Source organism: Diplocloster hominis (assembly GCF_032380655.1).
GTDB lineage: Bacteria > Bacillota > Clostridia > Lachnospirales > Lachnospiraceae > Diplocloster > Diplocloster hominis.
This window is the reverse complement of the sequence record NZ_JAWDIY010000007.1, coordinates 123,774-143,441: the sequence shown is the minus strand read 5'-3', so window position 1 is coordinate 143,441 and position 19,668 is coordinate 123,774. Positions and strand designations below refer to the sequence as shown.

Sequence of the window (19,668 nt, the reverse complement as noted above, 5' to 3'; positions counted from 1 at the left end):
GGCTTCCTTGCGGAAGCTGCAGCCTGATGTCCCTGCAGATTTTCAGTGGTCTTAAGAGGGAACCTTTTTGAGGAATGCTGCATATAGTAAGGTATATGTTAGTGTGAAGGAGCTCTCTCATGAACATGGAGTTTACCCCTTTTTATATGAACTATCCGGAGCCGGTATATAATTATGCGGGTCTGGAGCAGGATTGGGATATGGAGAGACTTAAGAACCTGTATCCGAATGTGGCGAAAGAGGTCCAGACGGTCGTGGAGGACGAATGCGATAAGCTGGAATACGATGGCAGCGTAATGTTTGACGAATATCCCGATCAGCTGATGTTCCGGAAGATCTGCGGAACCATTTACAACAGAGTAAAACATCTGGAGGGCGGAGTGCAGGCGGTTGAGGTGCAGACGGAAGAGACAGAGGATGTCACTTCCATGAACTACCGGAGACCCCCCAGAAATAACTGGCTGGAAGACATGATCGCTATTATGCTGGTGAATGAAATGCATAGGAGACGCTGCAGATACAGAAACTGCAGGGGATGGTATTAAAAGAACATAGAAAAATGGATCGGTATCCGGCAATGGCCGGATGCCGGTCTTTTTTTCATATGCCGGTCTTTTTTTTCGTATGCCGACGCTTCATTCATAAGAGTTACTTTTATACACTAAAAATACACTCTGATTCAATAAAAAAATTCTGTTTTCCTATATCCTCTATATATCGATAAAGCAGAGGAGGTAAAACAAATGCCATTATATGAATACGCACACAATGCGGAAAACCGAATCCGGGTATCCGAACAGACAGCCGCGTCTGTTGTCAGTGGAAGCGGGGCGGTCGCTGGTTTTATTCTGGACCAGATCCGTGAAAAGTATGAGTCCTCAAAAAGTACGGTTCTGGTAGCGATGGAAGGATGGTACGGAGTAGATTGGACTGTGCTTCTACAGGAATTAAGCAGCTTGGGCAAGAGCAGGAAGATCGCGGTGGAGCCGGTTCCGGCAGCCGGCCTGTTTCAATCGAAAGAAAGCATCGGGCAGTACAAACAACCTTATCTGACAGAAGATCCCAGTTTCGGCATCGTGTGCGAGGACGGCGTGATCGAGGATCTGTTGGACGAAGAGAAATGTGCAGCCTTGCGGGAAAAACTGATGATCCGCAGGGATCAGCGTTCGGAGGACTGCTCTGCGATCCTCGTGTTCGGATACGGATCAGGCAGCAGGAAACTGGATGATTTATACGATTTGTATTTCTATTTTGATTTCACCAGGCAGCCTCTTCTCTGGAAAATGTGGGACGGCAAGCTGGTACCCTTTGGCTTCGAGAGCAGTAACCCGGACTATAACTGGAAGGAATACTATTACATAGATCACTATCTCCTTCTGCGGCAAAAGGATTACGCGCTGCAGCGTATGGATTATTACGTGGAGTGTGTGGATGCAAAGCATCCGAAATGTATGCCCCGGGAGAGTTACGATGAGATCATCCAAACGCTTGTCCGCTATCCGGTCAAAGAGGTGAAGATCTTTCAGCCCGGTAACTGGGGAGCATACCGGTACAAAGATCTGTGGGATGTACCGGGCCTGGGCTGCAATGCGTGGAATGAAACGGCCGGCCCGGAGCTTAGCATTCTGGTTGATATCGGGAACGATGAAATGATTCAGATGCCGGTGATGAATCTGATGCAGTATCCGGAAGAGTTCGTCGGATCTTATATTCATGAGACCTATCCCGGTGTCCTGCCTTTCGATGTCTGGCTCAATGACGGTTACTTTGATACCCCTCAGCCGTCCGAGCGCACCAGCATGCCCATTCATCTGCATCCCAGCACGGATTATGTGCGCCGTAATTTTAAAGAGCCCCTTGGGAGATATGAAACTTATTATGTGGCGGAAGCTTATCAGGACGCGAATACCTGGCTGGGTTACCGGGAGGATGCGGATATGGAGGAATGGGAGCGGCTCTGCCGGAAATCCGGGAACCAGACCCCAATTGAGAACTGGCGGGATTATGTCACCCGCTGGGACAGCAGCGAAGGGGATCTGTACCTGATCCCTCCGGGGACGGTCCATGGACATGGCGGGAACCAGCTGATCCTGGAGATGGACACCTGTACCAGCAATGCGGGAACAGAATATTCTTTTTTCCTGTATGATTTTGCCAGAAAGTCCTGGGAGGATTCCACACAGGATATGACGGGCCGGCCGCTGAAGATGCATACCGAACATGGATTCCGCATGGATAAGTGCCGCAGGGAAAAATGGGTGAAGGATCATCTGCTGGCAAAACCCAGGGTACAGGACTGGAACAAAGAGTACAGCATGGATCAATATGATACCGTACCGGAAATGCCGTTTCATATTGAAAGAATCCATTTTGAGAAGCATGGGGAGAACTCGACCGGGGGAAAATATATGCAGATCCTGACACTGACGGTGGGGGATAAAGTAGTGATCAGATCCAAGGAGAATCCCCAGTACCAGTCTCAGATTGAAAAATGGCAGAGTGTGATCGTTCCGGCCTGTTTTGGTGATTATGAATTGGTCAACGAGGGAGCGGGCGGATGCACTGTGGTACAGCTGCGGTGGAAAAAAGGCTGAAGAAAAGAAGAGATAGGAGGTAGAAAATGCCATCAGTAAAAGTAATACCTGCCCCGAAGATTGTCTACCCGGGAGCCAGAGTGCCGGAAGTAAATGATAAGAGTCAAACGGACTGCCACAGTCCTGGATTCTGGGATTCAGAAGAAGGACGTTTGTATATTTTTAATTCCTGGGAGCTGCCCTGGAGGACTTCCGGAACCAGCCTCGATGAACTGGGGCCCAGTGAGCCAGTGACCCTGGATGTACTGCAAAACGGCGGCGAGTGGCTGGAAGGGATCTGGAAGGTTCCGGGTGGGAAACTCTATGGGTGGTACCATCTGGAACCGGACGGCCTGCAAAAGCCTGGAGATTATTACGATAGCAGCCAGGTGCAGCAGGAAAAAACAGAGACGCTGCGTACGATGAGTATTCCGCCGGGCAGCAAATTCTTTGAACGGTACCCGACGAAGCCCAAAGTCGGCGCCCTGGTATCGGAGGACAAAGGAAAAACCTGGAAGGATCTGGGCTTTGTTCTTTCGGCGCCGGATGACCTGGTATCCACCAAATCTTCGGATGCCTGGTATTTTGGAGGCGAAGGAGACTTTGGAACCTGTGTGGATAAGGAAGAAGAGTATGTATACTTTTTTATCACCACATTTTACGGGGGAAAGGAGAATCAGGGGCTGGGATTTGCCCGGATGAGCCTTCAGGATCTGGATCAGCCGGTAGGGAAGGTCTGGAAATGGAGAGACGGAGCCTGGCAGGAACCGGGAATCGGCGGATACGCCCAGCCGGTCATTCCGGTGTTCGAGGACTGGCACAGCAAACAGGCCAACGCGTTCTGGGGGCCGGTTGTCCACTGGAATACCTGGCTTAACACCTATGTCATGTTCCTGAACCGGGTAAATGACGGGACCTGGAACATGGAAGGATATTATGTATCCTTTAATCCCGATATTTCCAATCCGCTGGGATGGTCTGAACCGGTAAAAGTTCTGGACGGGGAAGAAGCCAGACAGGCAACCGCGCCGGACGGCAGTATGACCGGGTGGTATGTCAGCGTATTTCCGGCTGAAGATTACGACAATGACGATCGGATAGGCCGGCGGGCCAGGCTGTTTGCTACAGGTACCTCCCTGTGGGAGATCGAATTCGAAAAATAAATCTGCGGAAGAACCCCTTGAATAAGGAGGAGTACTGATTATGGCGTACAGGAAATGGTTGGATTATCTTGGGGATATCAGTCAGATCGGCGGCATAAAACGCTATCAGATGCTGGAGGGGAAGGCAAAGGGAGTGGAAGCGGTCGACGTGGATGACGGATGCGGCCTGCGCTACACGGTCTTAATCGACAGAGGTATGGATCTGGGAAGACTGGTGTACCGGGACTGTGGGTTTACTTTCCAGGCGGCCGCGGGCGTTACCGCCCCCCAGTATTACAATGAGCGGGGCGAAGAATGGCTGCAGAGCTTTGGCGGGGGCTTTCTGACCACTTGCGGCCTGACTCAGGTGGGGGATCCCTGTGTGTTCGAAGGACAGCCCTATGGCCTCCACGGCCAGGTTTCCAACCTCCCCGCGAGACTGGAACGGTGTGAAGCGGACTGGCAGGGGGAGGACTATGTGATGGAAGTGGCCGGCAGGGTTGATCAGACCCGGCACCAGGGAGTACAGATGAGTGTCAGAAGGTCCGTAAAGACCAGTCTGGGAAGCGGCCGCATACAGTTAGAGGACAGAATCAGCAATTTGTCCGCAGACCGGACCCCTTTTATGCTGCTGTATCATATGAATTTCGGATATCCGTTTTTGAGTCCGGATACCGGAATCTATATACCGGCACGGCATACGCAGGGCTGGGATGATTTTTCGCAGCAGCACATGGAACAGAGGAAGGGCATGCCGTCTTTGCAAGCCCAGGCATCGCACTATACTTATCTGCATGAGCTGCAAACGGACAGCGAAGGCAACACTGGTTTTTTACTGTGGAAGGAGAGGGAGGACAGTTTCTGCGGTGTGGAAGTAAGATATCAACAGGCAAATCTCCCGTATCTTGGCCAGTGGATGTATCCGAAAAAAAGGGATTATATTATGGCGCTGGAACCGTGTAACAATCATATCAGAGGAACCTCGCCTGAAGAACGAAACGGTACGCTTCGCTGGCTGGAACCACAGGAAGAGGTGGTATGCCGGCTGGACATCCGGTTTTTCTCCACACGGGAAGAATGGGCTGAGCTGAAAGCAAAACTGGAAGCCCTTGGGCAGTAAAGGATATCACATGTTATCGGGAAGGGACACTGCGGCCGAATTGGGTCGGCGTGATCCCTTCCAGTTGTTTGAAGACCTTGCAGAAATGCTGGCAGTCACAAAAACCGGTCTCCAAAGCGATATCCGTTATGCTGTGGGAAGTGGCGCATAAAAGTTTTTTGGCTTTTCCGATCCGCAGCCGGATGAGATATTGCTGCATGGTCAGTCCGGTCGCTTCTTTGCTGGGGTTAGATAGCGATACTTTTTACATCTACCATGTTGCGGCGGTCATGGTTGACAACTTGCGTCGGCTCCTGCTCGGTATCAACCTGTCCGACAAAGCTATAATGGATTTCGATTTTCCGGGTGTTGGTTTCCCGGTCTAATTCATGTATCAAAATACGGTCGATAAACTCATGGACGTTTTCATAGGTCAATTCCTGTATGTCGCTGTATTTCCCGACAATCTGAATAAACCTTGATATATCCCTTTTTCGCTCGGTAACGGTTGCGATCTGCTGTTGTAACTCGTCTATCCTTGCGGCAAGGGATTTCTTTTCGTCCTCATAGCCGGAAGTTAGAAACACAAACCGTTCATCTGTCAGTCTGCCTAATGCGTTGTCCTCATACAGCTTGCGGAAAAGCGTGTCAAGTTCGGTCATACGCGCCTGTGCTTTGAAAAGTTCCTTTTGCTGCTGCGCTAATGCCTTTCTCGCTTCCATGTCGCCGTACTCGGTAGCTTTACAGATAAAGTCCTGTTCGTGTTCCTTAACATACCGCAAAACCCGCCGCATATCTTCCAGCACTAAATCAAGAAGTACGTTTTTGCGGATATAATGAGAGGTACACTCGCTGCCTGTCCTTGCCCTGTTGCGCCATGCGCCGCAAGAATAGGAAAACTTGCGCGGCTCGATATTTACGCCCTGTTGGTAATACATCTTATGTCTGCAACCAGCGCAAAACAGCAAGCCGGAAAAAATATCAATCTCCGCTGCTTTTGTCGGGCGGTGGCGGGTAGCAATCCGCTTTTGCGCAAGTTCAAAGGTTTCCTCGTCAACAAGCGGCTCATGGGTGTTTGGGAAGAAATAGCGTTGTTCTTCTTCGTTCTTCCGGGTCTTTTTCGACTTGTAGGATACCTTGTGAGTTTTCGCGGTTATGGTATGCCCTAAATATTCCTGCCTTGCTAATATGTCATAGAGCGTTTTGTCCGGCCAAGTATAGGGGGCGATCATTGCCCGCTGATACCGCGCCTGTCCTGTACGCTGATAGCGCAACGCTCCAATCGTCAAGACTTTGTTTTCCGCAAGCCATTTTTGGATTTCGCACATACGCACGCCGCTAACAAACATAGCGAAAACCTGTTTGACAATCGGCGCGGTTTCCGGGTCGGGTATAAGGTGGTGGCGGTTGTTCGGGTCTGGGATATAGCCGTATGGATATTCCCCGTTGACGCGCTCGCCTTTTTGCGCCTGTGCCTGTTTAACTGCGCGGATTTTCTTGCTTGTGTCGCGGGCGTAAAACTCGTTAAACCAGTTCCGCAAGGGGGTAAACTCGTTATCCTCCCGCGCTGTGTCAACTCCGTCGTTGATCGCGATATAGCGTACTCCGTTTTCGGGAAATACAATCTCTATGAGTTCGCCCGTTTTCAGATAGTTTCTGCCAAGACGGGAAAGGTCTTTGGTAATGACCGTCGCCACTCGTCCGGCTTCCACTTCCTGCAACATCGCTTGCAGCCCCTCGCGCTCAAAACTCACGCCGGAAAATCCGTCGTCCACAAAAAACTTTGTGTTCAAAAAATGGTGTTCGTCCGCATAGCGTTGAAGTATCATTTTTTGGTGCTGTATGCTTCCGCTTTCTCCGGCTTGCATATCCTCTTGACTTAAACGGCAGTAAAGGGCGGTGATTTTATTCGACTGTAACATTAGTCCTCCTTTCCGACAGCCGAATAAACAGGTATAATGTGTTGCTATCATTATACCATATCCCGCCGCCTAATGCACTACTCGGACGCTAAAAATCCCGGATTTCCGGGCTTTTTCTGCAAATCCTTTACAATGAGTTTCTCAATCTTTTTATGGATTGTATCGGTTGCCTTTTCACTCGGCAACGCTTGAACAAGATAGGTGATTTTCCCTATTTTGCGTTCGGTTGTAATTGTCTGTTTTTTATCCATTAGAAAAACCTCCTTTTCCTGTATGGATAAACTATATTCGTCAAAAGGCAAAAACGGGCGGTTGTTAGCTGCAACCTCACGGGAGTTTCACCCCGGCCCATGCTTATGGGTGCGCCGCGCAATACTTTGAGGGTGTTCAACGCGGGAGTATCATTGTGCCGCCTTGTATGTCGTCGCCCACAAGCTGCTAAACCTGTTTTACGGCGCGGTAGTTCTCGCTCGGCTTTTCCCCTATGGGGAAAAGCTGTCATGGCGTACCCGCCGACTGGCTCGGTACAGACGGAATGTACCCGTTTGCCTGTTATGCTGCGCACCAAAGGCCGCTTTCTTTGTCAAAGAACAATAGGCTTTGTCGGCCTGCAAAAGCACATCAACAGCGGATATGCTTTTGCGGAACGACAAATAGCCCATAACGGAAAGCGTGGAAAGGGGACACGCTCCCCGCATGGGCTAAAAGATTATCCTACATGAAAAGCAAGGGTGCGGGTAATAAGGCGCACTTGCAGCCTGTTACGCATTTCCTCGTCCACATAGGAATAGGTATTGCCCGCGTCGTCTTTCAGCGTGCGGGTACAAAGTTTCGCTATGTAACCCTCGTAGTGCTTCAAGATCGCGCACATGGCGGTTGTGTCGCCGTTTGCCGCTGCGGAAATGACAGGGAACGGCAACAGATTTTCAGACTTCCTAACGGTATTCATCATCTGCTTTTCCCTCCAAATACTGTTTGATTTTCGCAAGCGCGGATTTCCTGTGCCGGAAAACCGTCGTGCGTACAACATTCAGCAGTTCGCCAATTTCCGCGTCGCTCATATCCAAGAAGTAGGACAAAAGGATAATGTCGCGTTTCCTTTCGGGCAAAGCGTTAAGGGCTTCGGCAAGCAGTTCATTTTTGACGAGTACATCAAAGCCGGACACTTGAAAACGGAAATAATCGCTTTCGTATTCGTCCGTTGTGAAAAGCTGCGCGAGTTCGCTTTCGCTCAAATCCGAAAAAGTAACTTCGCGTGCTGCGCGTTTCGCAAGAGTGCGGCGGTGGCTTTTCGCTTCGCCGACCAAAGTTTTCTTTGCTAATGCGTCGTACTGATGTTGTATTCTTTCCTTGTCGGAAGAAGATAGCTCCATAGAGTTCACCTCCTTCCCGCGTGGAGTAGAGGACGGGAGTTAAGGGCTTGTCCTCTCTGCCCCTTTCGCTCCGTACCCGTTCGGGAGATGGCTCTTGAGTGCGCTTTTCAGAAAAAAGTTGAAAAAAGCAAAATGCGCCCGTCCGCAAGACGCGGACGGGCGCAAAGGAAATGTAAGCAGTAGCTAAATGTATTGACAGTTCACATTCATAGCCGGAATATCCCGCTTGCGGAGCATAGCTTTTTTTGACCGCAAAGCATTAGGCGGGTTACAGTAAATAAAAATGGACACGGCGATACCTCCCCGATACCGCCGTATCCTTAAAAAAGGGCGACTTTAATACACTACCCGCAATCCATTCTATAATAGGGAACAGCGGCTTTTGCGCAATATTAAATAAAAAAGCCGATAACACATAGGTTTTTTGACCTAATGCGTTATCGGCTCTGCGTCTATGCGTCTGGCACTTTTAATCATTTTTTTTTGAATTTATTATATGTGTTAGCTAACTGTCCACAAGCCGCGTTAATCTCTCTGCCATGAGAAACTCTCATAGTAACTTCAAGTCCTGCTTGCTCTAATTGATGTTTGAATGCAACTATTTCCCGTTTCTGTGGTGCTTTAATTCTTGAATTGCTTGTTGGGTTGTATTGTAACACGTTAATCATAACTTTTTTGCCCCGAAACCATTTTGCAAGTTGTCTTACATCTGAGGGCCGGTCATTTATACCCGGTAAAAGCAAATACGCAAAGACAATTTTGCGATTATGCCTTTCAGAATAGGATAAGGCTTGCTTAACAACATCTTCAATAGCATATATGCGCATGTGAGGAATAATACGATTTCTTGCAGATTGTGTTGCTGCGTGTAAAGATATTGTCAACTGAATTTTAAGATGTTCCTCGCGCAATTTTTTTAATTGATCGACCGGACCAACTGTTGATATGGTAATGCCGTCGGTTGGAAAGTTGAGCCCATATCTATCTCGGAGAATATGGATTGCTTTTATCAAGTTGTCATAATTGAATAAAGGCTCTCCCATACCCATAAAAACGATACGGTTTACTTTTCGACGCAACAATATAATCTGTTGTACGATTTCTGACGATGTTAGATTACGAACAAAGCCATTTCGCCCGGACTCACAAAAAATACAACCAACAGGACAACCGACTTGTGTGCTCACGCAAACAGTTCCACCATCTCGCCGCTTGATAAAAACCGTTTCAATGTATTTGTTGTCTTTCAGTTCGTAAACATACTTTTCAGTATCACTGCTTTTGCAAATATTTTTTACCAACATTGATAGATTTTTTTTGCGTGGTAATTGCTTATATAATTCTTCATATAAGGCTTTTGCTTCATTCTCGCCAATAACTTCCGACATTTCTTTGTAAGTAAATCCGTATGGATCATTCCGTACTTCCGCAGGCGTATATTTAGGTAAACGTTTCATTTTTATATCCTTTCTTCTAAATAATAAAAGTTTGTTTTTCTGTATTTTTGATTACAATCTCTAATTTTTCTACATCAATGATATGCGTCAATTTGCATTTAGGGCAGAAAAGAGGAAAATCTTTTAATACAGTATTATGAAATACTTGAACTCTCGTCTTTCCGTTACAAATCGGACATTTTATCCAATATTTTTTAAGCATTATATTTCACTCGTCCTTTTTACACAAAAAAATGCAGGTCAATCCTCAACATGAGCATTGACCTGCATTTATAATGCACAGAGCAGTACAACAAAACTAAGGCATAGCTTGCACTATGTCTATACTATATCTATACGTCGTTAGTTTTTTGTATAGCATCCGCAAAATAAGCATGACAAAAAAGCCCATGTTGAAAATGGGAAAATCCTTTTTTTCAATGCTTATCTAATACGCATGCTATGCAACATAAACGCCGCCTCCTTTTACATAAATTTTATTTTATCAGAAAATCAGTCTACTGTCAATACACAACAGGAAGTATTTAACCTAATGATATGAATTGTGTGGACATATCCAAAAAGAAAGGTGAACTGTAAAATGTAACAGGGTGAATGAAAATGGCAAAAAGACCCGTACCATTGTACGACTTTAAGGCTTTCGGGGCAGCTATAAAAGCCGCGAGAAATGAATACGGCGAGAGCCGCAAAAAGGTAAGCGACGAGTTATATATTTCCCCGCGCTACCTTGCGAATATCGAGAACAAGGGACAACAGCCGAGTTTACAGGTATTCTATGACCTTGTAACCCGGTATCATATTTCGGTAGATCAATTTTTCTTCCCGAACAGCAATGCGGAGAAATCCACCGGGCGGCGGCAGCTTGACGCGCTGCTGGACGGTATGAGCGATAAAGGCATACGGATTGTAACCGCAACAGCAAGGGAGATAACGGAAGTCGAAAAAGCAGAGGATTAACCTCACAATATGAGAAATCGGGAGATTGCAGCGCATGGCGGCTGCAATCTTTTTTTGCGTCCAAAATCAAAGGAACGCGCAACAAATACCGCCTTTCGGTGGGGGTATGGAGTAGATAGCAAGCACAGCAAACGAGTACCCGTTTGCGGAAAATGCTTGTTGGGATAATCCCAAACCCTTATACCGAAAGGCGGTGCGGAAATGGAAAACCGAAAGAGAAATATACAGATGAAGTTTTACGTTACGGAAGAAGAAAAGCGGCTGATCGACGAGAAGATGAAGCAGCTTCCCATAAAGCAGTATGGGGCATACTTCCGTAAAATGGCGATAGACGGGTATATTCTTGTCGTTGACCGAAGCGACACAAAAGCATATATCCGGGAACTGCAAGCGGTGAGCCGGAACATCAACCAAATTGCAAAACGCGCCAATGCGACGGGGACGGTTTACAGGCAGGATATAGAGGACATTAAAAAGGCGGTGGACGAGATATGGCGGTTACAAAGACGCACCCTATTAAATCAACCTTAAAGGCTGCGATAGACTATATCTTAAATCCCGAAAAGACAGACGGGAAGCTGCTTGCGTCCTCTTTCGGCTGCGGGCTGGAAACCGCCGATATTGAGTTTGCATGGACGCGGGAAGCTGCCGGAGATCGCGGCACACATTTAGGGCGGCACTTGATACAATCCTTTGCGGTGGGAGAAACCACACCGGAAGAAGCGCACAAAATCGGCATGGAACTTGCCGGGGCGGTATTAGGCGGCAAGTATGAGTTTGTTTTGACAACTCACGTCGATAAAGACCATCTGCATAATCACTTGATTTTTAACTCGGTCAGCTTCGTTGACTACAAAAAGTACCATTCCAACAAACAAAGCTATTACCATATCCGGCGCACCAGCGACAGGATATGTAAAGAGCATGGGCTATCCGTCGTCGTGCCGGGACAGGACAGAGGGAAAAGCTATGCGGAATATACCGCCGAAAAGCAAGGTACAAGCTATAAAGCCAAGCTGAAAACGGCGATAGATAACCTCATTCCCCGAGTGAAAGATTTTGACGAACTGCTGCGCCGCTTGCAGGAAATGGGATATGAAATCAAACAGGGCAAATACATTTCTTTCCGCGCCGCCGGACAGGAACGGTTTACCCGCACAAAGACGCTCGGCGCGGCCTATACGGAAGAAGCGATAAAGGAGCGTATCAAGGGCGTGTATGTTGCCAAAACAAAAACGCTGCGGGAAGATAAAAAAATCCGGCTTGTCGTTGATCTTGAAAACAGTATCAAAGCCCAACAGTCGGCGGGCTATGAACGGTGGGCGAAAATCCATAATCTGAAACAGGCTGCTAAAAGCATGAACTTCCTAACCGAAAATAAGATTGAGTATTACAGCGAACTTGAAAGCAAAATCGCGGATATTATGACCGCCCATGACGCGGCGGCAAAGGCGGTTAAGGAAGTGGAACAGCGTATGTCTGATTTGTCGCTGCTTATCAAGCACACCACCACATACCGACAGTTAAAACCGATTTACGATGAATACCGAAAATCGCCGGACAAGGAAAAGTATCTGCGGGGACATGAAAGCGAAATTATCCTGTTTGAAGCTGCGGCAAGGGCATTAAAGGAAATGCAGATAAAGAAGCTGCCCGATCTCGCCGCGCTGCGCAAGGAGTATAGAAGCTTAAACGACAGGAAAACCAAATTGTATGAAGATTATCGGCAAGCCAAGAAGCAAATGCAGGAATACGGCGTTGTCAAAAAGAACGTCGATAGTATTCTTTACCCGTCCCAAAGCAGGGCGCGGGAGCAGGAGCGATAAGGCGCAAAACATGGGGTGGCAAGTGGAATGTTAAGGGCTGAAAACGCCTGTGTTTCTGCGGCTTCCAGCGCATGAAAACGACATAGACGATAAAGTATATTCAAACCCGCAAAAACGGCTTTCTAATTGTCCACGCAAGGACAAAAAAAGAACAGGGGCGCGGTGCCGGAAATCGGCAACCGCGCCCCTGTTCTCTATGGGCTATTCCTCGTCGGTCAAGATAAACTCCCTTTCGGAAAACTCGCTGTCCGTCATGGCTTGCAGCTTGTTCACCGCTGCGGCGGCAAGCTGGCGCATATCCTCGTCCATGTAGGGCATGGCGGCAAGGATATTTTCAAGCGTTGTTTCCCGGCTGTCCTCGGCGTAGATCGCAACAATGTTTTCTTCCTCAATGGTAAAGCGGGTATTCATGCTATCAAACCTCCAAATCCTTTTTATGCTCTTTCTGTTTATCTTTCGGCTGCTGCGCCGCCTGTTTCTTGTATTCGTCCAGCTTCTTCAAAATGGACGGTTTTTTCTGCGGCTGTTCCCGTTTCTCGGCTTTTACCGCTTTTGCAAGGTCGGTAACGGAAATCGCTTCCCCCGCCTTTGCCCGCTGCTCAAAATCCGCGACGGTGGGCGTTTGCGGCGTATTATTGATAAGCCCGTCAAAATTGTTGTCGTTCTGCTCTATGGTGTCCTCGACGTGCTTTAAGGGATTATCCCGCTGCGGCTGCTCGGCGGCTATGGCATAAGCCTGTGTGCCATTTCCCATAATGAGATACTTCCCGTCCTCCGACGCATGATGAAAACCAAAGCCCGCCGCTTCGATCTGTTCACGGCTCATATCGGTAATATGAAAATTGCCCCTCGGCGTTCTAACGGTTTCACCCGTCAAAAGGCTGTCGGGGGTCGCTTCCGGCTGCTGCTTTTCAAGCTGCCCGTCCTTGTAGGAATATCCTTGCGCCGCGATTGCTTCAAGGGTCTTGCCCGTAACGTCGCCATAAATCCGCTTGTCTGCGTCAACCAGCATTTGCAAAGTGTCTTGTACGGTGTCGGACAAGGCTTGCTGCTGTTCGGGCGGCAGCTTGTCAAATACGGGGGTCTGCTGCTCCTGCAAAAACTCCGGCACTTGCTGAAAACCGATACTGTCTACATAGTGGGCGGTGTCCTCGTCGTTCTGATGAAGCACAACAATGTCGGAAACGGAAAGGCTATGCCCCTTAAAGTCGGCGGGGTGGTCGATATTAAACCTTTCCCAAATGTCGCCCAGCGTCATATCCTTTGTAAGCGGTGCAGTATAGACGAGTTCATAATTTACCCGGTCAATGGTAAGTCCAGCCGCTTGCAGACGGTCATAAGGCTCAAAGCGCAAGTCCCTTGTTTCGTCCCCGCGCTTTAACTGATAAATGGAAAAGGTATCGCCCTGCTCCTGCTCGGCTTGCCGCTGCTGCTGCAACTCGGTAAAATGCCCCTCAATCTCGGTAATGAGTTCCTTTGCGGTGGTCTGTATTGTTTCAAGGGACGCTTTTAACTCGGTCATTTCCTTGCCGCTGCTCCAACCAGCCACATAGCCGAAAGAGTAATCGGAAGTATCAAGGCCGAAATGCTGGCAAACCGTATAAGCGACGCTTTCCGCTTCTACCTCGCAGGTATGGCGGTCAACGCGGTTTTGCTGCTCCGGCGGGGCGTTTAAGTCTACGTCGTGCAGCTTCGCATGGGCGATTTCGTGAATGGCGGTCTTTACCGCCTGTAATTCACTCACGCCCTCTTTGATTGCAATACGCTTGTCGGTCAAACTGAAATACCCATTTGCGCCGTTTGTGATCTGCTCAAATGCAATCGGGACGGGGGACGCTTTTTCAAGGGCGGCGAAAAAATCCTCGTACTGCTCCACATCGGCAAGCAGCGGTTTAACGGAAAGGTCGGGAAACTCCTTGCCCTCGGTCTGCGAAATATCAAAGACGGTTATAACCTTAAAGGCGGGGACGGTGATTTCCTTTTCTTCCTTTACCACTTTTCCCTCGCGGTCAAGCATGGGCTTTCTCGTTTCGGGGTCGATTTTATCAACCAGCTTTTTCACCTTGTAGGGCGCGGGGGCAAAGATTTTAATGCCTTTCTCGCCTTTCTTTACATGGCGGTCAAACTCCTTTTCCCATTGACGGAAGCCCATTACCAAATTGCCGCCCTGCATAGCAATTAGGATAGTGTTATTCAAACTATAATCATGGAACTTTGACATAGCGGTTAGAAACTCTTTGTAGCGGTCGCTGTCAAAAATCGCCTGTACGCCCTGTTCCAAACGCGCGGTGATCTCCTTTACCTTTTCGGCGGGCTTTTCGGAAGTAAGGATAATGGGGACGACGGGGCGGGGCTGCTGCGGCTCTGCGGCCTGTGCGTCTGCTTGCTGCGTTTCGGCTGCGTCCATATAGGCTTTGTCCTGTTCGCCGCGCTCCGGCTGCGGGTAACTCATAATGCGGTATTCTTCCGGCACTTCGCGCCCCTCAAACTGCCGTTCCCACTCGTCGCCGCTTTCCACGATATAGCCGTACTCGGTAAACGCGCCTTTTTCCTGCGCGGCAGCGTTCCTGCCAAAAGTAGAAAGGTCAATGCCGCCTTTCCATTCTTCGGGCATTTGTACCATGCCGGATTGATTTAAGTAATAGTCGCCCAAATCGTGGTAGTTATGTACTTCGGGGATATGGACGTAAAAATCCACGTTGTAGGTGAAGTCAATTACCTGTCCAATATTTGCAAGCCCGTTTTTCTGCTGCAAAGCTGCGTTCAGCTTGCCAACCTCGGCGGGGTCAAGCTGTTCGAGCCGCGCCGCAAGAAAATTGAGTTCGTCCACGTCGGCGGCGCATACCATTTCATAAGGCAAGGCAATATGTTTCTCCGGGTCGTCGGAATAGCCGCGAATGGAAAAATCCTGCGGGTTGTCGGCGGTAATGCCGACGTTCCGCATAGCTTCGTGCAACTGCTCCTTTGTGGCGGGCATATCCAACCAATAGCCGCCGGGGTCGCCCGCGTCAAAGCGGCTGCGGTTGCCTATCATAATAGAAAACTGTTCGCTCATGTGTTCACGCTCCTTTTCCTGCCCGGTATTTTCGGGGATAGCTGCCGCCTGTTGCTGCTGCGGGGGTTCTTCGCCCTCTATGGTGTAGTCCGGCATGAGCATACCGTTTACTTTGAAATAGTCGGCGTACTCCTGCGGGATAGGCGGGGAGATTTCCGTAAACAAGCGGTCATACGCTTTGATACGCCCATTCAGATACTTTTCCATAGCTGCCTTGTCGGTGAAAACCTTTCTATCTTGTCCGGCAATCTTCGCTTGCCCGTTCCTGTTCGGGCTGTTGGTATAAACGCCCCATGTGAGAGAATAGGAGTAAGGGACGCTTTGCTGCTTCTCCCTGTCGTAACGGGTGTTTTCGTAAATGTGGTAATTCATCTGATATACCCGGTTGCTGCGAATATGGCGGTTATGCTCGGTGGTCTGCCACTCGTTAGCGGTGTGCTGGACGTGCGGCGTTCTCACATATTCAAGTGTTTTATCCAGCAAAAGCGTTCTTCCCGCCTGTTCTTCCCATGCGGCGGCGCGTTCTTTAAGGTCGTCAAAAATCGCCTGTTCTGCCGCCGCGCTTTCGCTGCGCATGGAAAGTAGCTGCGCAATCGGCAAGGAAGCATAAGGGGCAATCTCCCTGTCCTTTGCTTCAAAATATATCCGGCGTTCTATCCGCATGGTTTCGGCGGCTTCTAATTTGTCATGGTCGTATGAGGAATACGGCATATTCTTTCATCACGTCCTTTCTCGGTCATATAAGGGTTTGGGACTATCCCAACAAGCAAAATGCCCGCGCTCTCTATGGGAAGCGCGGGCATTTCTCGCAAACGGGTACTCGTTTGCTGTGCTTGCTATGTAGTTGTTTTTATCCGTAAACGCCTGTTTCTCTCGCTTTGGGCTTTCTGTCTGCGGCGTATCTTTGCCGCGCAATCGGGGCAGTATTTCGCCCGGTTGCTGCCCGCCGCAAACGTGCTGCCGCATACCGCGCAACGCTTCAAATCGGTTTCCCCGCTGCGGGTGATCTGTTCGCAAAGCTGCCTGTCGGCGGGTAATACCGCTTCGCGGAAATAGCGGCATAGCAGCGAATAGCTGATACTCTGCACACAAACGCAAGTTTCCCCGTCGTCCAGCAGCAGACAATTCCCGCAATCGTTGTTTGCACAAGCGGCGCGGGTCATTTTCTTTACGGCGCGGTATTGCTTTTCATCAAGCCTTATCATTTTCGGTTCTGCTCGACGCGGAAGTTTACATACTTGCCGCCTGTGTCGGCAAGCAGCACAACTCCGTCAAAGGTCTTTCCCGTCTTGGTCGAGTACATACCTTTGATTTTTACCTTTCCGTCTTTCAAAAGGGCGGCGGCAATCGCCTTTGTGAAAGCCTTTTTGCGCTGCTCAAAAAAGCGGTCATTCTTCCACATCACAAAGCTGCAAGCCCTGTCGGAGCAGTAAAAGTTTTTCTTGCCCTCGTAAACCGCCGCGCCGCAACGGGGGCAAGTGCCGATTGCTTCCCGCTGCGGGGTAAACAGCTTCGCTTTATCCTCGGAAATCGCGGAATAGGTCTTGACAAGCCCCGCTGTCATTTCCTCAATCCCGCGCATGAAGTCGGCGGGGCTGTCGCTGCCCTTTGCAATCCCGGTAAGGCGCGTTTCCCATTCTGCCGTAAGCTGCGGGGACGTAAGGCTGTCGGGCAGAATAGCGACAAGGTTATACCCGTCCTTTGTGGGGATTAGCTTTTTGCCCTTGCGCTCGGCAAAGCCCGCGCTAATGAGTTTTTCAATGATACCCGCCCGCGTCGCGGTGGTGCCTAACCCTTTGCGCTCCGCGTCCTCCGGCGTGTCCTCCTTTCCCGCACTCTCCATAGCCGAAAGTAACGTATCTTCGGTAAATGCCTTTGGGGGCTGCGTGTAACGTTCGGAGATCTCCGCTGCCGGATTGTCAAAGGTCTGCCCCTCGGCAAGCGGGGGTAAAACCGCTTCCGGCTCTGCGTCCTCGTCCTGTTCCCCGGACGCGGCGCGGGATAGTCTTTCAATCTCGCGCCAACCCTCGCAAAGCGTCGTCCTGCCCTTTGCGGTAAAGGTATAGCCGCCGCAAGTGAAAACCGCCGTAACCGCTTCATACTCATAGGGCGCGGCAACGGCGCAAAGCAGTTTTGCGCACACAAGGGTCATTAGCTTTTTCTCACTTTCGGCAAGGGAAGAAAAGCCCGTTTTCACAAACTCCGCTGTCGGCAAAATGGCGTGATGGTCGGTTACTTTGCTGTTGTCGCAAATCCTCGCAAGGTCGGCTTGCAGCTTCACGCCCTGCATAAAGGGGAGAGCAGCGCAAAGGCCGGTGATAAGTTCCTTTGTGCTGCCCTCCATATCGGAAGTGATATATTTGCTGTCGGTGCGGGGATAGGTCAAAAGCCGTTTTTCATAAAGGGCTTGCGCATAGTCAAGGGTCTGTTTCGCCGTAAACCCATACAAACGGTTTGCTTCCCGCTGCAAGGCGGTGAGGTCAAACAGTTTCGGCGGGGCTGCGGTCTTTTTCTCTTTTTTAAGGGAAGTACAAACGGCCTGCGATTTCTCGCAAGCCGCTTTCATCTGCCGCGCCGCCGCTTCGTCGTCCTGCCTTTCGGAAAGGGCGGCAACGCCGCCAACGTCCAGCCGGACGACATGATATTTCTCTTTCTTAAAGCTGCTGATTGCATAGTCGCGGTTTACCAGCATAGCAAGGGTGGGCGTTTGCACTCTGCCGACATTCAATGTTTTATGGTAGAGGATAGAGAAAAGGCGGGTCGCGTTAATGCCAATGAGCCAATCGGCCTTTGCTCTGCAAAGCGCGGATTGATAGAGGTTGTCATAGCCGCGCCCGTCTTTGAGATTTGAAAAGCCCTCGCGGATTGCACTTGCTTCCATGCTGCTAATCCAAAGGCGGGAAAAGGGCTTTTTGCAATTCGCCTGTTCATAGACAAAGCGGAAAATGAGTTCCCCCTCGCGCCCGCTGTCGCAAGCATTGATAATCTCGGTAACGTCGCTGCGGTGCATAAGGTCTTTGAGAATGGAAAACTGCTGCTCCTTGCCGCTGGCAACAATAAACTGCCACTCCTGCGGGACAATGGGAAGATCGTCGTACTTCCATTTACGGAATTGTTCATTGTAGGTCGCCGCGTCTGCAAGGCTAATCAAATGCCCGATACACCACGACACAAGGTAGCCGCCGCCCTCAAAATATCCGCTGCGCTTTTCATTCGCGCCCATAACGGCGGCAATCGCCGCCCCGACGCTCGGTTTTTCTGCAATTACAAGTTTCATAGATTATCGTCCTCCTGCTCGGTCTGTTCGGTTTCGACTACTTCCGTTTCCTCGTCGTCCTCGTCAAAATCAAGGTCGTCAAGGCTGCTGCTGCCTTTCGCCGCGTCCTTTTTGGGCTTCAAAATCTTAAAGTAGTAGAACGCGCCGCCGCCCGCTGCGGCAACAAGCAGCACGACAAGCAGAATACCCATGCCGCCGCCTTTTTCTTCTTCCGGCGGCTGCTCGGTTTCTTCCGGCTCCGGCTCGGCTTCCTTGCCCGCGCACTCGCTCATGTTGACGCTGCAAACGGGACAATCGGTGTTGACGCTTCCGGCAACGCATTTTTCAGTACAGCTACAAACGGGGGCTTCGGTCTGCCCGTCCTCCATAAGGGCGGTTAAATCCGCTTCGTCCACTTGGTTAAGGAAATGGACGGTATTTTCCCCGTCCTCGGCGCGGTCAATGATGATGTAAAAATAGTTTCCGTTTTTCGTAACGACGGTAATAAACTGCTTATCGCCGGACGCTTCGCCCGTTATGTCGTCCACAAGGCTCATGTTGCCCTCCGGCGTTAAGGGCTGCGGCTCATAGCCGCCCGTCGTTTCTTCCGGCTCGGTTTCGGTTACGGGGGTAGGCGGCTCGTCGCTCACATCACCGCCGCCCGCAAAAGCGGTAACAGAAAAGCCGCCCATGAGTACAAGGGCGGCAAGCAAAGCGGTAACGCTGCGGAACAGTTTTTTATGCTTCATCTTCGGTTTCCTCCTGTTCGTCGGTGTAGTCTGCGTCCGGCTGTGGCAAGGCAATTTCGCCGCTGGCGTAAGCGGAGAGGAACGCGGCAAGCTGCGCCCCGTCAAGGTGTACCGCTTTCACCATTTGAACGATCTGCGCGTTTTCTTCCTCGATTTTCTGCGCTTCAAGGTCTTTCAGCCTTTTTTGGTATTCAAGGATTTTCGCCCTCGTTTTCTCAATATCCCTTTCGATACGGTCAAGTTTCGTGTTTGCCATAGA

20 protein-coding genes are annotated in these 19,668 nt (G+C 49.8%); 7 read left to right on the top strand and 13 right to left on the bottom strand.

All coding sequences use genetic code 11. From position 1 onward, the window contains the following. Nucleotides 1-119 precede the first annotated feature (119 nt). From ABC831_RS08895 to ABC831_RS08880, 4 genes are all read left to right on the top strand, one after another. Nucleotides 120-545, top strand: a complete 426-nt coding sequence (locus tag ABC831_RS08895; RefSeq protein WP_343247797.1) for a hypothetical protein — start codon at nucleotides 120-122, stop codon at nucleotides 543-545. Nucleotides 546-743: 198 nt separating this feature from the next. After that, nucleotides 744-2,594 carry a hypothetical protein gene (locus ABC831_RS08890; protein ID WP_343247796.1) on the top strand — a complete coding sequence of 617 codons (1,851 nt, stop codon included), beginning with the start codon at nucleotides 744-746 and terminating at the stop codon, nucleotides 2,592-2,594. A gap of 26 nt (nucleotides 2,595-2,620) precedes the next feature. After that, complete coding sequence (locus tag ABC831_RS08885; RefSeq protein WP_343247795.1) at nucleotides 2,621-3,736, top strand: hypothetical protein; 1,116 nt, start codon at nucleotides 2,621-2,623, stop codon at nucleotides 3,734-3,736. A gap of 40 nt (nucleotides 3,737-3,776) precedes the next feature. Beyond that, nucleotides 3,777-4,835, top strand: a complete 1,059-nt coding sequence (locus ABC831_RS08880) for an aldose 1-epimerase family protein (protein ID WP_343247794.1) — start codon at nucleotides 3,777-3,779, stop codon at nucleotides 4,833-4,835. Between the two features lie 13 nt (nucleotides 4,836-4,848). On the opposite strand, the gene ABC831_RS08875 is transcribed toward ABC831_RS08880, so the two are convergent. From ABC831_RS08875 to ABC831_RS08845, 7 genes are all read right to left on the bottom strand, one after another. Beyond that, on the bottom strand, nucleotides 4,849-5,034 hold the full coding sequence (locus ABC831_RS08875) for a helix-turn-helix transcriptional regulator (RefSeq protein ID WP_343247793.1): 186 nt from the start codon (nucleotides 5,032-5,034) through the stop codon (nucleotides 4,849-4,851). Nucleotides 5,035-5,062: 28 nt separating this feature from the next. Beyond that, on the bottom strand, nucleotides 5,063-6,736 hold the full coding sequence (locus ABC831_RS08870; protein WP_002604471.1) for a recombinase family protein: 1,674 nt from the start codon (nucleotides 6,734-6,736) through the stop codon (nucleotides 5,063-5,065). Between the two features lie 77 nt (nucleotides 6,737-6,813). Continuing rightward, nucleotides 6,814-6,987, bottom strand: coding sequence for a transposon-encoded TnpW family protein (locus tag ABC831_RS08865; protein ID WP_002604472.1), 174 nt, complete (start codon nucleotides 6,985-6,987; stop codon nucleotides 6,814-6,816). Between the two features lie 458 nt (nucleotides 6,988-7,445). Next, the gene (locus ABC831_RS08860; protein WP_002604473.1) at nucleotides 7,446-7,688 is read right to left on the bottom strand and encodes a helix-turn-helix domain-containing protein; all 243 of its coding nucleotides are present in this window, start codon (nucleotides 7,686-7,688) and stop codon (nucleotides 7,446-7,448) included. Next, entirely contained in the window at nucleotides 7,672-8,109 is a 438-nt protein-coding gene (locus ABC831_RS08855; protein ID WP_002604474.1) for a sigma-70 family RNA polymerase sigma factor, read from the bottom strand. The genes ABC831_RS08860 and ABC831_RS08855 overlap by 17 nt, the downstream gene beginning before the upstream one ends. Nucleotides 8,110-8,582: 473 nt before the next feature. Continuing rightward, nucleotides 8,583-9,566, bottom strand: a complete 984-nt coding sequence (gene rlmN / locus ABC831_RS08850; protein ID WP_002584956.1) for a 23S rRNA (adenine(2503)-C(2))-methyltransferase RlmN — start codon at nucleotides 9,564-9,566, stop codon at nucleotides 8,583-8,585. A gap of 16 nt (nucleotides 9,567-9,582) precedes the next feature. Further along, a complete protein-coding gene (locus ABC831_RS08845) occupies nucleotides 9,583-9,768 on the bottom strand; it encodes a cysteine-rich KTR domain-containing protein (RefSeq protein ID WP_003431289.1) in 186 nt (61 codons plus the stop codon). A 398-nt stretch (nucleotides 9,769-10,166) separates the two neighbouring features. Between ABC831_RS08845 and ABC831_RS08840 the strand changes: the two genes are divergently transcribed. The 3 genes from ABC831_RS08840 to ABC831_RS08830 all read left to right on the top strand — a co-directional run bounded on the left by ABC831_RS08840 (nucleotide 10,167) and on the right by ABC831_RS08830 (nucleotide 12,349). Next, a complete protein-coding gene (locus tag ABC831_RS08840) occupies nucleotides 10,167-10,523 on the top strand; it encodes a helix-turn-helix transcriptional regulator (RefSeq protein WP_002584957.1) in 357 nt (118 codons plus the stop codon). 201 nt (nucleotides 10,524-10,724) lie between these two features. Then, on the top strand, nucleotides 10,725-11,054 hold the full coding sequence (locus ABC831_RS08835; RefSeq protein ID WP_002584958.1) for a plasmid mobilization protein: 330 nt from the start codon (nucleotides 10,725-10,727) through the stop codon (nucleotides 11,052-11,054). Beyond that, on the top strand, nucleotides 11,015-12,349 hold the full coding sequence (locus tag ABC831_RS08830) for a relaxase/mobilization nuclease domain-containing protein (protein ID WP_055143071.1): 1,335 nt from the start codon (nucleotides 11,015-11,017) through the stop codon (nucleotides 12,347-12,349). Before ABC831_RS08835 ends, ABC831_RS08830 begins: the two co-directional genes overlap by 40 nt. Nucleotides 12,350-12,550: 201 nt before the next feature. Here the strand turns inward: ABC831_RS08830 and ABC831_RS08825 are convergent, their stop codons facing one another. From ABC831_RS08825 to ABC831_RS08800, 6 genes are all read right to left on the bottom strand, one after another. Beyond that, nucleotides 12,551-12,760, bottom strand: a complete 210-nt coding sequence (locus ABC831_RS08825) for a transposon-transfer assisting family protein (RefSeq protein ID WP_002584960.1) — start codon at nucleotides 12,758-12,760, stop codon at nucleotides 12,551-12,553. A 4-nt stretch (nucleotides 12,761-12,764) separates the two neighbouring features. Beyond that, nucleotides 12,765-16,115, bottom strand: a complete 3,351-nt coding sequence (locus tag ABC831_RS08820) for a YodL domain-containing protein (protein ID WP_117471272.1) — start codon at nucleotides 16,113-16,115, stop codon at nucleotides 12,765-12,767. A gap of 125 nt (nucleotides 16,116-16,240) precedes the next feature. Further along, complete coding sequence (locus tag ABC831_RS08815; protein WP_002584962.1) at nucleotides 16,241-16,609, bottom strand: cysteine-rich VLP domain-containing protein; 369 nt, start codon at nucleotides 16,607-16,609, stop codon at nucleotides 16,241-16,243. Then, entirely contained in the window at nucleotides 16,606-18,681 is a 2,076-nt protein-coding gene (locus ABC831_RS08810) for a type IA DNA topoisomerase (protein WP_002584963.1), read from the bottom strand. Before ABC831_RS08810 ends, ABC831_RS08815 begins: the two co-directional genes overlap by 4 nt. After that, a complete protein-coding gene (locus ABC831_RS08805) occupies nucleotides 18,678-19,409 on the bottom strand; it encodes a DUF4366 domain-containing protein (protein WP_055143068.1) in 732 nt (243 codons plus the stop codon). Before ABC831_RS08805 ends, ABC831_RS08810 begins: the two co-directional genes overlap by 4 nt. After that, nucleotides 19,399-19,665, bottom strand: a complete 267-nt coding sequence (locus tag ABC831_RS08800) for a DUF4315 family protein (RefSeq protein ID WP_003508256.1) — start codon at nucleotides 19,663-19,665, stop codon at nucleotides 19,399-19,401. The genes ABC831_RS08805 and ABC831_RS08800 overlap by 11 nt, the downstream gene beginning before the upstream one ends. Nucleotides 19,666-19,668 lie beyond the last annotated feature (3 nt).